General features: G+C 69.2%; 13 protein-coding genes and 2 pseudogenes. 11 read left to right on the forward strand and 4 right to left on the reverse strand.

Annotation, left to right across the window (positions count from 1 at the left end):
• Positions 1–7 precede the first annotated feature (7 nt).
• Entirely contained in the window at positions 8–1,522 is a 1,515-nt protein-coding gene (gene glpK / locus OG252_RS50255) for a glycerol kinase GlpK (RefSeq protein ID WP_329344880.1), read from the forward strand.
• Between the two features lie 103 nt (positions 1,523–1,625).
• Here glpK and OG252_RS50260 read toward each other — a convergent pair.
• A pseudogene (locus OG252_RS50260) lies at positions 1,626–1,918 on the reverse strand (helix-turn-helix domain-containing protein); the annotation flags it as partial.
• A gap of 274 nt (positions 1,919–2,192) precedes the next feature.
• On the opposite strand from OG252_RS50260, the gene OG252_RS50265 reads away from it, so the two are divergent.
• Both OG252_RS50265 and OG252_RS50270 read left to right on the forward strand, forming a co-directional pair.
• Positions 2,193–2,468 carry a hypothetical protein gene (locus tag OG252_RS50265; RefSeq protein WP_329344881.1) on the forward strand — a complete coding sequence of 92 codons (276 nt, stop codon included), beginning with the start codon at positions 2,193–2,195 and terminating at the stop codon, positions 2,466–2,468.
• 86 nt (positions 2,469–2,554) lie between these two features.
• Positions 2,555–2,989 (forward strand): nuclear transport factor 2 family protein, encoded by a 435-nt coding sequence (locus OG252_RS50270; protein ID WP_329344882.1) that lies wholly within the window; start codon positions 2,555–2,557, stop codon positions 2,987–2,989.
• Positions 2,990–3,123: 134 nt separating this feature from the next.
• On the opposite strand, the gene OG252_RS50275 is transcribed toward OG252_RS50270, so the two are convergent.
• Positions 3,124–3,360, reverse strand: coding sequence for a hypothetical protein (locus OG252_RS50275; protein WP_329344883.1), 237 nt, complete (start codon positions 3,358–3,360; stop codon positions 3,124–3,126).
• A 413-nt stretch (positions 3,361–3,773) separates the two neighbouring features.
• On the opposite strand from OG252_RS50275, the gene OG252_RS50280 reads away from it, so the two are divergent.
• From OG252_RS50280 to OG252_RS50290, 3 genes and pseudogenes are all read left to right on the forward strand, one after another.
• A complete protein-coding gene (locus OG252_RS50280; protein ID WP_329344884.1) occupies positions 3,774–4,382 on the forward strand; it encodes a carboxymuconolactone decarboxylase family protein in 609 nt (202 codons plus the stop codon).
• Positions 4,383–4,526: 144 nt separating this feature from the next.
• Positions 4,527–4,871 (forward strand): annotated as a pseudogene (locus tag OG252_RS52540) (aldo/keto reductase); the annotation flags it as partial.
• A gap of 4 nt (positions 4,872–4,875) precedes the next feature.
• Complete coding sequence (locus OG252_RS50290; protein WP_266447272.1) at positions 4,876–5,160, forward strand: aldo/keto reductase; 285 nt, start codon at positions 4,876–4,878, stop codon at positions 5,158–5,160.
• Positions 5,161–5,698: 538 nt separating this feature from the next.
• Here the strand turns inward: OG252_RS50290 and OG252_RS50295 are convergent.
• Both OG252_RS50295 and OG252_RS50300 read right to left on the reverse strand, forming a co-directional pair.
• Complete coding sequence (locus OG252_RS50295; protein ID WP_329344886.1) at positions 5,699–6,997, reverse strand: cytochrome P450; 1,299 nt, start codon at positions 6,995–6,997, stop codon at positions 5,699–5,701.
• Between the two features lie 21 nt (positions 6,998–7,018).
• A complete protein-coding gene (locus OG252_RS50300) occupies positions 7,019–8,374 on the reverse strand; it encodes a glutamine synthetase family protein (RefSeq protein ID WP_329344887.1) in 1,356 nt (451 codons plus the stop codon).
• 369 nt (positions 8,375–8,743) lie between these two features.
• Between OG252_RS50300 and OG252_RS50305 the strand changes: the two genes are divergently transcribed.
• From OG252_RS50305 to OG252_RS50325, 5 genes are read left to right on the forward strand one after another with little or no spacing between them, the layout of a single operon-like run.
• Positions 8,744–8,932 (forward strand): ferredoxin, encoded by a 189-nt coding sequence (locus OG252_RS50305; RefSeq protein WP_266447280.1) that lies wholly within the window; start codon positions 8,744–8,746, stop codon positions 8,930–8,932.
• A 5-nt stretch (positions 8,933–8,937) separates the two neighbouring features.
• A complete protein-coding gene (locus OG252_RS50310; protein WP_329344888.1) occupies positions 8,938–10,152 on the forward strand; it encodes an NAD(P)/FAD-dependent oxidoreductase in 1,215 nt (404 codons plus the stop codon).
• A 12-nt stretch (positions 10,153–10,164) separates the two neighbouring features.
• Positions 10,165–10,971 carry an acetoacetate decarboxylase family protein gene (locus tag OG252_RS50315; RefSeq protein ID WP_329344889.1) on the forward strand — a complete coding sequence of 269 codons (807 nt, stop codon included), beginning with the start codon at positions 10,165–10,167 and terminating at the stop codon, positions 10,969–10,971.
• A 35-nt stretch (positions 10,972–11,006) separates the two neighbouring features.
• Entirely contained in the window at positions 11,007–12,494 is a 1,488-nt protein-coding gene (locus tag OG252_RS50320; RefSeq protein WP_329344890.1) for an aldehyde dehydrogenase, read from the forward strand.
• The gene (locus OG252_RS50325; RefSeq protein WP_329344892.1) at positions 12,487–13,422 is read left to right on the forward strand and encodes a 3,4-dihydroxyphenylacetate 2,3-dioxygenase; all 936 of its coding nucleotides are present in this window, start codon (positions 12,487–12,489) and stop codon (positions 13,420–13,422) included. Before OG252_RS50320 ends, OG252_RS50325 begins: the two co-directional genes overlap by 8 nt.
• Position 13,423: the final 1 nt, after the last annotated feature.

The raw sequence follows: 13,423 nt of genomic DNA on the forward strand, positions 1-13,423 counted from the left end.
GACGACCATGCCCGAATTCGTCGGGGCGGTGGACCAAGGCACCACCAGCACCCGCTTCATGATCTTCGACCACGACGGCAACGAGGTCGCACGCCACCAGCTCGAACACGAGCAGATCTTCCCCCGCTCCGGCTGGGTGGAGCACGACCCCGTGGAGATCTGGGAACGCACGAACTCCACGATGCAGAACGCCGTCCGCCAAAGTGACCTGTCCGCCGCCGACCTGGCGGCCATCGGGATCACCAACCAGCGGGAGACCACGGTCATCTGGGATCCCCGCACCGGTCAGCCGTACTACAACGCGATCGTCTGGCAGGACACCCGCACCGACTCGATCGCAGCGGCGCTGGAGCGGGAGCACGGCGACCTCATCCGGCGCAAGACGGGGCTGCCACCGGCGACGTACTTCTCCGGCGGCAAGATCAAGTGGATCCTGGAGAACGTCGACGGTGTCAGGGAGGCGGCCGAGGACGGCCGGGCCGTCTTCGGGAACACGGACGCCTGGGTGCTGTGGAACCTCACCGGCGGTCCGAACGGCGGCATCCACGCCACGGACGTCACCAACGCCAGCCGCACCATGCTGATGAACCTGGAGACCCTCGACTGGGACGACGAGCTTCTCGACATCTTCGGCATCCCGCGGGCCATGCTCCCGACCATCAACCCGTCCTCGCACCCGGAGGCGTTCGGGTCCACCCGCACCACCCGTCCGCTGCGGACCGCCGTACCCATCACCGGCGTCCTCGGGGACCAGCAGGCGGCCACCGTCGGCCAGGTCTGCTTCCGCCCGGGCGAGGCGAAGAACACCTACGGCACCGGCAACTTCCTGGTCCTCAACACGGGCACGGAGATCGTCCGGTCCAGCAAGGGTCTGCTGACCACGCTGGCGTACCAGTTCGGGGACGCGCCGGCCGTGTACGCACTCGAGGGATCCATGGCCGTCACCGGGTCCGCCGTGCAGTGGCTCCGCGACCAGATGCGGATCATCTCCTCCTCCGCCGAGGTCGAGACACTGGCCCGCCAGGTGGAGGACAGCGGCGGCATCTACTTCGTACCGGCCTTCTCCGGCCTGTTCGCGCCCTACTGGCGCTCCGACGCCCGGGGAGCGATCGTCGGTCTGGCCAGGTTCCACACCAACGGACACCTCGCCAGAGCGACCCTGGAGGCCATCTGCTACCAGAGCCGCGATGTGGCCGAGGCGATGGAACAGGACTCCGGGGTGGCACTCGACGTGCTCCGGGTCGACGGCGGCGTCACCGCCAACGACCTGTGCATGCAACTCCAGGCCGACATCCTCGGCGTACCCGTCAGCCGCCCTGTCGTCGCCGAGACCACCGCACTCGGCGCCGCCTACGCGGCGGGGCTTGCCACCGGCTTCTGGGAGAGCACCGACGAACTCCGCCTGCACTGGCACGAGTCGAAGCGGTGGGAGCCGCAGTGGAACGACGAGCAGCGGGAACGGGGCTACGCAGGCTGGAAGAAGGCCGTGGAACGCAGCCTCGACTGGGTCGAGGTTGAATAGCCGGGACTCGGGCGCGCATGGCCAGAAGTTCGCATCATCTGCTGGCGTCGTTGATGTCCAGGACAGCGTTTGTCGGTGGGCTGCGGAGGCAGTTGATGATCAAGCGGCCCGCGAGTTCGTGGACGATCCGGCGGGCGCCCCACCGGGGATGCCGGCGACGCAGCTCGCAGATCTCGGCTTCCACCTCGGCAGACAGGCGCGTGGGGCTGTTTCGCGGGCGCCGGGAGCGGTCCAGCAGGCCGGGCAGGCCTTCCTGCTCGAACCGCCGACGCCAGCTGAGCAGAGTCTGACGCGAGGTCCCGTACGGGCTGAGACCTCACCGATTGGAGACCCGCCGAGCACCTCGCGGACAGCCCGGTAGTGGTACTCGGCCAACTGCCGTACGTCCACGACCACCGAGTGAAGCACCCCAGCTTCAGCGGGGTACGGGAGTTGCCGGACGTTCAGCCGAACGTGTCAACCATGTCCAGAGCACAAACGGTCAAGCATCTCCTGAGACCTCACACCGACACTGCCGCTCATTGGCTGCAAAGCGTCCTGTAGGCCGGTTTTAGGGGTACCCGGTAGATCAACCCCGTAGCCCGGTCGGCTCCTGCCGCCGTGCGGAGGGCTGTGCGGACTGCTCGACTGGAGGAGTTCACCCATCCTCCGACCTCACGGGAGCAGTTCCGTGGCCATCATCGCCATCATCGAATTGCCGGGCGTCACCAAGGAGCAGTACCAGGTCAACCACACGAGCATCCACGCCGCGCCGTGGTGGCCAGCGGAGGGCTTCATCTCCCACGCGGGTGCCCCGGCGGACGGCGGCTGGCTCGTAGTGGACATCTGGGAGTCGAAGGCGGCTCTCGCGGCGTTCATGGAGAAGGCGGCGACGATCTTCGAGGCAAACGCTATGCCGAGGGTCGAGCCGAAGATCTATGAAGCGGTGAACATGGATATCGGCTAGGAACCTACGTCTGGACCTCGGCCGCCACGGCCCCGTGCGGGGTTCGGCCCGATGGCCGACGTCAATGTGCCACTGCACGTGTCGCGGTGCACAGGTTGCTGGGAGAGCTGGGAGAGCTGGAGGCGCTGATGACCGATCACCCACACATCGCCGTGTTTCACCGTGTCATGGCTGCCTTCTCAGCCGGCGATATGGATGCCCTGGCGGAGCTCTTCCACCCTGATGTGGTCTGGCACATCGGGGGCAGGAACCTGCTGGCGGGAGAGTACCGGGGACGCGAGGAGACATTCGCGGTGTTCGGGCGGGAGTTCCAGCTGACGGCCGGCACGTACCGGCCGCAACTCCACGATGTGCTCGCCGGCGATGACCACACAGTCGCCCTGATGCACGTCACAGCGTCACGTGAAGGCAAGCAGCTTGATATGGACTACGCCATCGTCTTCCACATCAAAGACGCCAAGATCACCGAGGGCTGGGTCCTGACGGTCGACCCGCAGGCCTACGACGCGTTCTGGTCGTAGGCGCCCGGGAACGGTAGACCGCAATGCGGAGTCGCCGGGATGCAGTCACCGACACCAGTCACCACTGCGCACACGCCTGCGCAAGACCCCGACCATGGCCTCCGGAACCCCGACCTGAATCCGACGACAGCAGGTCACAGCATTCGCAGACCATCCGGGCCGAAAACTGCGCAGCGCACCGGTTGTTGTGCACCGACCGACGTGAGCCGGGCGACCCGTTGCGCAGCGTGCGCACAGCACCAGTAGCTGCGCACAGCGCCGTTCGAGGTCACGGTTCTGTCGAACGACGGGAAGGACCACGGATGGTGGCTGGAGATGTCCATCATGTCGCACAGCATCGAGCGAACCCAGAACATGATTGGTGCTTGCATACTGTTGGATCATGAAGCCCCCGCATCCTCGAGGCGGGTTCCGATGGCTCTTGTCCGGCTGTCGAAGAGATTCCGAAGGACTTCCTGGATGGCTCCGCGATCCAGCTGACTCTCCTGTGCCAAAAGCAGGCGGGCTTCCCCTTCGACCTGTGCCCATGCCAGTCGGCTGCGTCGGTTGGCGGGCGCGTCTTACGTCGCTTCGGAGGAAGCCGGCCCCCGCCGAAAATCCGGCAGTAACGAGGGCCAACAGTGCCGCAGGGATACGGGCATCTGCCGACGCCGGCCCGGCAGCTCCGGAGATGCCGGCGAGCACTGCAGCGGGAAAACCGAGCGCGATGTCGATGACAGACCAAAAACGTACTCGTTGGTGGCCGAGGTCACCGCGCTGGTCACCACGCCCCCCTACACGGCTGGTGGAGAACCTCGGCCGCTACTGCCGGGGCGAGTCCCGGTTCCCGCAGCGGCTGCGCGAGTTGAGCGTGCTGATCTGCGCCCGCCACTTCGACAGCCAGTCCGCCTGGAACACCCACATCCAGCAGGCCGTCGAGGAAGGCGTCCCGGCCGACTGCCTGGACCGCCTCGCCCGCGGCGAGGACCCGGACTTCAAGGCCGAGGACGAGCGCGTCTTCCACGCCTTCGCCCACGAGATGCTCTACGACCACTTCGTCACGGACGAGACCTACGCCGCCGCTCTCTCGCTGTTCGACGAGGAGGGTGTGCTGGACCTGATCGGCTGCATCGGCAGCTTCAGCATGTCCGCGATGATGCTCTACACCTTCCAGGTCCGGCTCCGGCCGCGTCTGCCCCGGCCGTTCAATGGCGTCGACGGCTTCCGACGGTCTCGAACGGGAAGGATCTGGCCTGATGCCGCATTCCCCCTGCAGTTGCTGGAGGGCCTCTTCGACCAGGAGAACACGCGGACGGCGGCGCACCGTTTCGTCCTCGGCGGCGCCTTCGGAGCGGAGCCGGCCGAGGCCTCCGCCGAGCGACTGGCCACTTCGCCGACGCAGGCGGCCTGCTGATCGAGACCTCGCACAGCTACGCCGGCGGCAAAGCCGAGGCGGCGGTCGGCGAGTGGCCGCGCAAGAATTTGGGCGTTGTCGGAGTGGTCACCAAGGTTCGGACACGACACCACCGGCGCGGACATCCCGCTGAGCCGTGCCACTGTGCACGAGCACGTACGGTCCGCGCTGGACAACCTCGCCGTCGAGACCATCGACGTCCTGCTCTACCACTGCGACGACCCCGCCCGACCCGTCGCCGAACTCGCCGACACGCTTGTGAGCCTCGTGGAGGCCGGGTACGCCCGCCGCGTCGGGGCCTCCAACTGGCCGGCGGAACGGCTCTCGGCTCTCGCCGTCGAGCTCGCCGGGCGGGGCCACCTCCCCGTCGCCAGCTACCAGTTCAGCCTCGCCGAACCCGACCCGGCGCTGCTGAGCGGCAGCCTCCACGCAGACACCGCCGTACTCGACGTCGTACGCGCACACCCCCTGCCCCTGCTCAGCTGGTCCGCACATGCCCGCGGCTACTTCGCACGCACCGAGCCGCGGCAGGTCAAAGCCGGACCGGACCCCAACGACACCGAGGACAACCGCGCCCGAACGGCGCCGCTGCCGCGAGCTCGCCGAGCAACTCGGCTCCCGGCCCGAGACGGTAGCCCTGGCCTGGACCCTGCACCACCCCGAGGTGTGGCCGTCCATTGGCCCCCGGACGACCGAGCAGATCGACAACTCGCTCCAGGCACGCCGCGTCACGCTGACCGAGGAGCAGGTCGACTGGCTCCGGTACGGCGGCCGGTGAGCTCCGCGCACCCGACGGCACCGGGGCCGCCCCGCAACCCGGCCGCCGGGTCTCCGCGAAGGCCGCCGTCTGCGGGGTGTTCATCGCCGCGAGCTTCATGTCGATCATGGACACCACGATCGTCAATGTGGCATTCCCGTCCAGCAGTCGCGACTTCGGCGTGGACACTTGCGGTCTGAGCACGGCCAGAAGCCCGGCTCGTCGATCGCCTGCAAAGTGGGCAGTCGGCGGATCGGGGAGCATGCTTCAACGACGCGTTCGCAGGCGCCACGCGCCTCGGCCACCTGGCCCGGGCCAGGCAGGACGGGACCAGCATGGTCTCGTGGTGGTGAGAGGACGCGGCGGCCTCGCCCAGGTCGTGTTCGGCCGCCGCCCAGTCACCGCGCAGGGCGTGGCCGCTACTCCGGCGCCGTCCGCCACCGGCTCGCGCAGTGCGGCGAGGCCGCGCGTAAGGGTGCGGCGGTACACCGTGGACCGCCTTGATGACCGCCTGTGGCCACCCAGCGGTCCGGGTGGCCACAGCTCTGTGCACGGGCGGTCAGGCGAGGGTGACCTCGACCGGCAGCTTCTTGATGCCGTTGACGAAGTTGGAGCGGACCCGGGGGACGTCGCCGGCGAGGCGGATGCCGGCGAGGCGCGGGATCAGTTCCTCGAACATGATGCGGATCTCGGTGCGGGCGAGCAGGTTGCCCAGGCACAGGTGGGGGCCGCCCTTGCCGAAGGTGAGGTGGTCGTTGTGCCGGCGGGTGACGTCGAAGTCGTACGGGTTGCCGAAGACCTCTTCGTCGCGGTTGCCGGAGGCGTACCACATGACGACCTTGTCGCCCTCCTTCACCTGCTTGCCGCCGAGTTCGACGTCGCGTGTCGCGGTGCGGCGGAAGTGGTAGACGGGCGTGGCCCAGCGCAGGAACTCCTCGACGGCGACCGGGATGAGGGAGGGGTCCTCCTGGAGCCTGGTCAGCTGCTCGGGGTGCTGGATGAGCGCCAGCATGGAGTGCGAGATGGTGTGGCGGGTGGTCTCGTTGCCGGCCACGACCAGCAGCAGGAAGTAGTTGTCGAAGTCCTGCGCGGAGAGTGGGACGCCGTCGCGGGGGGTCTGGTTGACGAGCCTGGAGATCAGGTCGGTGCCGGTGCCGCCCCGCCGCTGGCGGACCAACTCCCGTCCGTACTCGAAGACCTCCAGCGAGGCAGGGCTGCGGAAGGGCAGATCCTTGTACTGCTCGCTCTCCTCGCTGTGGAGGAGGACATCGGCGTAGTCGGGGTCCGTGTTGCCGATGATCCGGTTGCCCCAGTCGATGAGCTGCTGGTTGTCCTCCGGGGGGACGTCGAGGAGGCGGGCGAGGACGTTGATGGGGAAGTCGGCGGAGACGTCGGCGACGAAGTCGAACGTGCCCTTGGCGAGGGCCGTGTCCAGCGTCCTGGCGGTCAGGCCGCGCAGGAAGTCGGCGTACTCGTTGATGACGCCCTGGCCGAACTGGCGCTGCAGCAGGCTGCGCATCGCGCGGTGGCGTAGGCCGTCCAGTTCCAGGATGGAGGCGCGCTTCTTGATCTGGTCGTCGTCGAGTTCTTCGAGGTTGACGAACTTGGTGGAGGTGAAGGTCTGCGCGTCGCGTCCCACGCGGGCGATGTCCTCGTGCCGGGTGACGGCCCAGAAGCCGTGGTTGGGCTCGGGCTCCGGCTGCCAGTGGACCGGGTCCTGGTGGCGCAGGGTGTGGAACATGCGCCAGGGGGTGACGCCGTCGAGGAACTTGTCGTTGTCGGCGAGGTCGACCTCGTCCAGCGGCATCGGCTCGTCGGGGGCGTGGTGTGTGTCGGCGGTGTTCAGGGTGCTCGTCATGGTGTGCTCCTGGCGGGGTGCTCAGAGGTGGTAGGAGTACTCGGCGAACTCCCAGTCGGTGACGTGTCGTTGGAAGCGTTCGGCTTCGTCGCGCTTGTAGGCGAGGAAGGACGCGGTGAAGTCCTTGCCCAGCAGTTCGGTGAGCGCTTCGTCGGCTTCGAGGGCGTCGAGCGCGGCGGTCAGGTTCATCGGCAGGACCTTGGACTTCTCCAGGTCGTAGCCGTAGCCCTCCAGCGGTGCGGGCGGCTCCTTGCCCTCCTGGACGCCGAGCAGGGCGGCGGCGGTGAGCGCGGCGATCGCGAGATACGGGTTGGCGCTGGCGTCGCCGAGCCGTAGCTCCAGGCGGGCGCCGGAGCCGCGTTCGGGCGGGATGCGGACCATGGCGCTTCGGTTGTCCAGGCCCCAGTTGATCAGCCATGGCGCGAGGGTGCCGGGCCCGAAGCGCTTGTACGAGTTGACGGTCGGGTTGAGCAGCGCGGCGAGTGCCGGGGCGTGCGCGAGGAGGCCGGCGATGGCGTACCGGGCGTTGTCGGCGAGACCGAAGGCGCCGGCCGGGTCGTCGAAGACGTTGTGGCCGTCGGCGTCGACGCAGGAGAAGTGCAGGTGGAAGCCGGAGCCGCCCGAGTCGTTGAAGGGCTTGGCCATGAAGGTGGCCAACTTGCCTTCCGTACGCGCCAGTTCCTTGACAGCCGCCTTGAAGCGGAACGCGCGGTCGGCGGCGTCCAGGGCGTCGGAGTGGGTCAGGTTGATCTCGTACTGGCCGCCGTCGAACTCGTGGTTGCCGGTGATGACGCCGATGCCGAGGTCGCGCAGCTGCCGCAGGGTACGCAGCAGGTGGTTGTCGGGGTCGGCGCGCAGGCCGGCGGTGTAGACGGTTCCGGTGACGGCGGGGCTGCGCCGCCAGCCGTTCGGTGCGGTGGCGTCCTCTTCGAGGAGGAAGTACTCCAGTTCCGGGCCGATGACCGGGCTCAGGCCCGCGTCCGTACATCGGGCCAGCACCGAGTGCAGGAGATCGCGCGGCGACTCCGCGGAGGGGCCGCCGGTCGCGGGGTCGATGGTGTCACCTAGACACCACGCCACGCCTGGCTCCCAGGGCACCCGTGCGAGGGTGCTCAGATCCGGTCGCACGGAGATGTCGGGCAGGCCGGCATCGATGCCGCCCTGGATCGCGACGACGCCGCCGCGCGGGGTGGTGTGGTAGACGGCGCGGCAGAAGGCCAGGCCGTGCTCGCAGGCCGACGGCAGGTGGTCGAGCAGCACGTCGCGGGCACGGTCGGTGCCGATGAGGTCGGGGTAGGTCACCCGGACCACGTCGATGCCCTCGGCGGTGAGCCGCTCCTGGTGCCGGCGGACGGATGGGGTGTCGTGAGCGCTCACCGATGTCTCCTCGGCGGATTCGGGGCACCTCTCGGGCCTCGGGCCCGGGGGGAGGGTGGCGGAGCGAAGACTGGAGCCGGGGCGCCGGGCGATGCCGCGGTCGTGAAGCCCCGGTCAATCATTTGAAGCCAAACGGTATGGAGGTGGCCACCTTCCCGCAAGGGGGTGCGGCAATGAATTTATCCATCCGGATAGGTATTGACCAGAGCGTGGCGGCTTCCTATGTTGTTTGAAGCCAAACGAGTCAGGGGTTCGGTTCTCCCGTACCCCTTTGGCCAGGGGCCCGGCCACAGGCCGGGCCCTCCCATCCCGCCGCTTCCCCCTCTCTCCCGCCCGCCCCGGCGCACTCACCTTCCAGGAGGACCGGCCATGAAGGTCGTCGTCGACATGAACAAGTGCCAGGACCACGGACAGTGCGTCTTCGCGGCCCCCGACGTCTTCCAGCTGGACGACAACGGACGGCTGGCCTACGTCAGCGACCCGGACGACACCCTGCGCGACGAGGTCGAGGAAGCCGCCGACGTCTGTCCGCTGCAGGCCATCCGGATCGAGGACTGAGCGGCATGACGACGCAGCGCATCATCGTCGCCGGGGCCTCCATGGGCGGCCTGCGCGCGGCCGAACAACTCCGCGGCGCCGGGTGGACCGGGGCGATCACCGTGATCGGTGACGAGCCGCACATGCCGTACAACCGGCCGCCTCTGTCCAAGGAAGTGCTGGCCGGGACGGCGCCCATCGCGTCCCTGGCCTTCACTCCCAAGGCGAGCACAGCCGACGTGGAGTGGCGGCTCGGTACGAGCGTGACGAGCGCCCGCCTCGCCGAGCGTGTCGTCGTGCTCGACAGCGGCGAGGAACTGCCCTTCGACGGACTGGTCGTCGCCACGGGTATGCGTCCCCGGCGCCTGCGCTGCGAGGGCCCCGCGGTCGGCCGTCACACCGTACGGACTCTCGGTGACGCTCAGGCCCTGCGGGCCGAGCTGACCCGGCCGGAAGCCCGGGTCGTCGTCATCGGTGCCGGGTTCATCGGCTGCGAGGTGGCCGCCACCGCGGTCGGTCTCGGTGTCACGGACGTCACCGTGGTCGACCCGCTGCCGCTGCCCATGGTCGGACCGCTCGGCGAGCTGCCGGCCCGCGCGCTGCTGGGGCGGCACGAGGAGCGCGGCGTGCGCTTCGCTCTCGGTGCGGGCGTCTCCGGGTTCGAGGGCGAGGAGCACGTCACCGGGGTCGTACTGAGCGACGGGACAGTGCTCCCGGCGGACGTGGTCGTGGAGTCGGTCGGCTCCGTCGCCAACACCGAGTGGCTCGACGGCAACGATCTCGACCTCACCGACGGCGTGCTCACGGACGGGCAGCTGCGGGTCGGCGGACTGCCGTACGTCGTCGCGGTCGGCGACGTAGCCCGCTTCCCCAACGCCCGCTACGACGGCGTACCGCGCCGGGTCGAGCACTGGTCGATCCCCGGCGACACGGCGAAGCACGCGGCCAAGGCGCTGGTGGCTCATCTCATGGGTGCGGAAGCCGGCTTGGCGCCGTTCGCGCCGCTGCCCACCTTCTGGAGCGACCAGCACGACTTCCGGCTGCAGTGCTTCGGTTCCCCCGTGCTCGGCCTCGCCGACATCCGCGTCCTGGCCGGCGATCCGGGCGGCGACATGCTCGTCGGCTACCACACCGATGGCGGGCAGCTCGTCGGCGTCGTCGCCCTCGGCGGCCAGGCCGCCGCCACCGGCGCCGCCCGCTACCGCGCCCAGCTGCTCAAGCAGCCCGCCCTCACCGCGTAAGGAACCAACGTCATGGCCAGCGTCCGTGGTTACTTCCACCCCAAGACGGCGACCGGTTCGTCGTCCCTGATCCCCTCGCCTCCCTGGCACTACTCCGGCGACCTGCTCACGATCGAGTACCGCACCGATCCCGCACGCGTACGGGAGTTGCTGCCCGCTCCGCTGGAACTCGCCGAGGAGGACCCGGGCGCGGTCGCGCTGATCTGGGCCGACTGGCAGTCCTGCTCCGGTACGAAGGAGGAGCTGCTGGACCCGGTGCGCGCCCAGTACAAGGAGGCCTTCGCGGTCGTCCGCTGCTCGTACAAGGGGCAGATGTACTCGCGCTGCGTGTACATCTGGGTCGACAAGGACTTCGCGATCGCCCGCGGGCTGCACCAGGGCTACCCGAAGAAACTCGGTTCGATCCACCAGACGCGTCCGCACCCCTACGGTCCGGCCCCGCGCATCGAGGCCGGGGCCCGCTTCGGCGCGACCCTCGCCGCCGCCGACCGACGCCTGGCCCAGACGGTGGTGACCCTGCGCGAGCCGTCCGAGACCAACGGCTTCGTCAACGGCCACCCGATGGCCCACCACCGCTGGCTGCCCTCCATCGAGAACGGCAAGGGCCTCGCGCTCGACGAGTTGATCGAGACCGGCGCCGCATCCGTCGAGGCCGGACAACCGTGGGTCGGCGACGCGGAACTGGAGCTGTTCGAGGCGCCGACCGAAGAGCTGGCCCGGCTGGAGATCCGGGAGCCGATCGCCGCGTACTACCGGCAGGTGGGCGTCGTCTGGGACGGCGGCCGACTGCTGGAGTCCGGCACCTCCGAGGCCGAGTAACCCCCCTTACGCATCAGAAGACCTGGAGACCGGACATGACCGAGCACATCACCACGGTGGCCGGGGTCGCCGTCGACACCCGGCACTGGATCGGCGGCGAACGCGTGGCGTCCGTCGAGACGTTCACCGACGTGTCGCCGATCGACGCAAGCACCCTCGGGGAGATCTCCCGGGGCACGGCGACGGAGGCCGCGGCGGCCGTCGCCGCCGCTCGCGCCGCCTTTCCCGCCTGGGCCGCCACATCGCGTGCCGAGCGCGCCCGCATCCTGCACGCCATCGCCGACGGAGTCGACAAGCGCATCGAGGACCTCGCCAACGTCGAGACGCTCGACAACGGCGCCCTGCTGCGTTCCCACCGCCGCGGTGTGATGCCGCGCGTGGCACACAACTTCCGCTTCTTCGCCGACTGGCTGCTGAAGCTGGAGCACGAGGCATTCACGACGCACACGAGCGGCTCCGCCGCGGGCCGCGGCCACACCAACCACGTGAGCTGGGACCCGGCGGGCCCGTGCGTGCTGATCACGCCGTGGAACGCCCCGCTGATGCTGGCCACCTGGAAGGTCGCCCCGGCGCTGGCCGCCGGGAACACGGTGATCCTCAAGCCCGCCGAGTGGTCCCCGCTCACCGCTTCACTGCTCGCCGACATCGCGGCCGAGGCCGGGCTGCCGGCCGGTGTCCTCAACGTCGTGCAGGGATACGGCGCCGAGGTCGGCAACCCTCTTGTCTCGCACCCGGACGTCCGCCGGATCAGCTTCACCGGTTCCGTGCCCACCGCCCAGCACATCGCCCGGGCGGCCGCCGCCAACCTCACCCCCCTCAGCCTCGAACTCGGCGGCAAGTCGCCGCTGTTGGTCTTCGCCGACGCGGATCTCGACCTCGCCGTGGACCTGGCGGTGGAGCAGTACGACAACGCCGGACAGGTCTGTCTGGCCGCGACCCGCCTCCTCGTCGAGGAGACGGTCTCGGACGAGTTCACCCGCCGGTTCGTGGAGAAGGCGAGCCGGCTCAGGCAGGGCGATCCGCGCGACGAGGCCACCGACCTCGGACCCAACATCCACCAGCGCCAGCTGGAGAAGATCGACGGCATCGTGCGGCGCGCGCTCGAGGACGGGGCTCGCGCGGTCATCGGCGGCGAGCGCAAGGACGGGCTGTACTACGAGCCGACCCTCCTCACCGACGTCGCCCAGGACTCGGAGATCGTGCAGGAGGAGATCTTCGGTCCGGTCCTGACGCTCCAGACCTTCGGCGACGAGGAAGAGGCCGTGCGCCTCGCCAACGACACGCGCTTCGGTCTGGCCGCCACCCTCGTCACCGGCGACCACGAGCGTGCCGAGCGGGTCACCGCGCGGCTCGTCGCGGGCACGGTCTGGGTCAACTGCTTCTTCGTACGCGACCTCCGGGCGCCCTTCGGCGGCTCCCGCCACTCGGGCGTCGGCCGCGAGGGCGGCACGTGGAGCTTCGACTTCTACTGCGACGTCAAGAACACCGTCACCGCGCCGAACGGATGGCACAACCATGGGTGAAATCGTCGGGGCGGGCCTGCTCGCCCACGTCCCCACCATCGTGCTGCCGGAGGCCGACCGGCTGGAGCTGAATCACGGCAAGGAGATCACCCTCGTCACCGGCTTGCGACAGCTCCGCGAGGACGTCTTCGACAGTGACGACTACGACACCGTCGTGGTCCTGGACTCGCACTGGGCCACCACCGTCGAGTTCGTCGTCACCGCCCAGCAACGCAGGGCCGGACTGTTCACCTCGGAGGAACTGCCGCGCGGCATGTGCCGGATGCCGTACGACTTCCCGGGTGATCCCGAACTGGCCCACAACATCGCCCGGTTCGCCGACAAGCACGGCACCTGGATCACCGCGATCGACGACGAGTACCTGCCGGTCTACTACGCCACCACCAATCTGTGGAAGTTCCTCGGCGAGGGGCTGCCCGACAAGCGATGGGTGACCATCGGCGTCTGCCAGACCGGTGACATGGAGGACCACCTGCGGCTCGGCCGCGCCCTGGCGGATGGTATCGCCGCCACCCCTGGCCGCCGCGTGCTGCTGATCGCCTCCGGTGCGCTGTCGCACACCTTCTGGCCGCTGCGCGAGCTTCGCGACCACGAGTCGAGCGACCCCGTCCACATCTTCACGCCCGAGGCCCGCGAGGCCGACTACGAGCGCATCGCCTGGTTCAAGGAGGGCCGCCACGACAAGGTCCTCGACACCATGGACGAGTTCTGGAAGCACAAGCCCGAGGCCCGCTTCTACCACTACCTGATGATGGCCGGCGCCCTCGGCGAGCAGGCGTGCGTCGCCAAGGCCCGCCAGTACGGCGAGTACGAGAACTCCATCGGCACCGGCCAGGTCCACCTCTGGTTCGACCGCCCGGCCGAGGACTGGACCGGCACCGGCGCGCCCGCGTCTGCCTCCCCGCCCGCCCCGCACAGCCGCTTCTAGA

Source organism: Streptomyces sp. NBC_01352 (genome assembly GCF_036237295.1).
GTDB lineage: Bacteria > Actinomycetota > Actinomycetes > Streptomycetales > Streptomycetaceae > Streptomyces > Streptomyces plumbiresistens.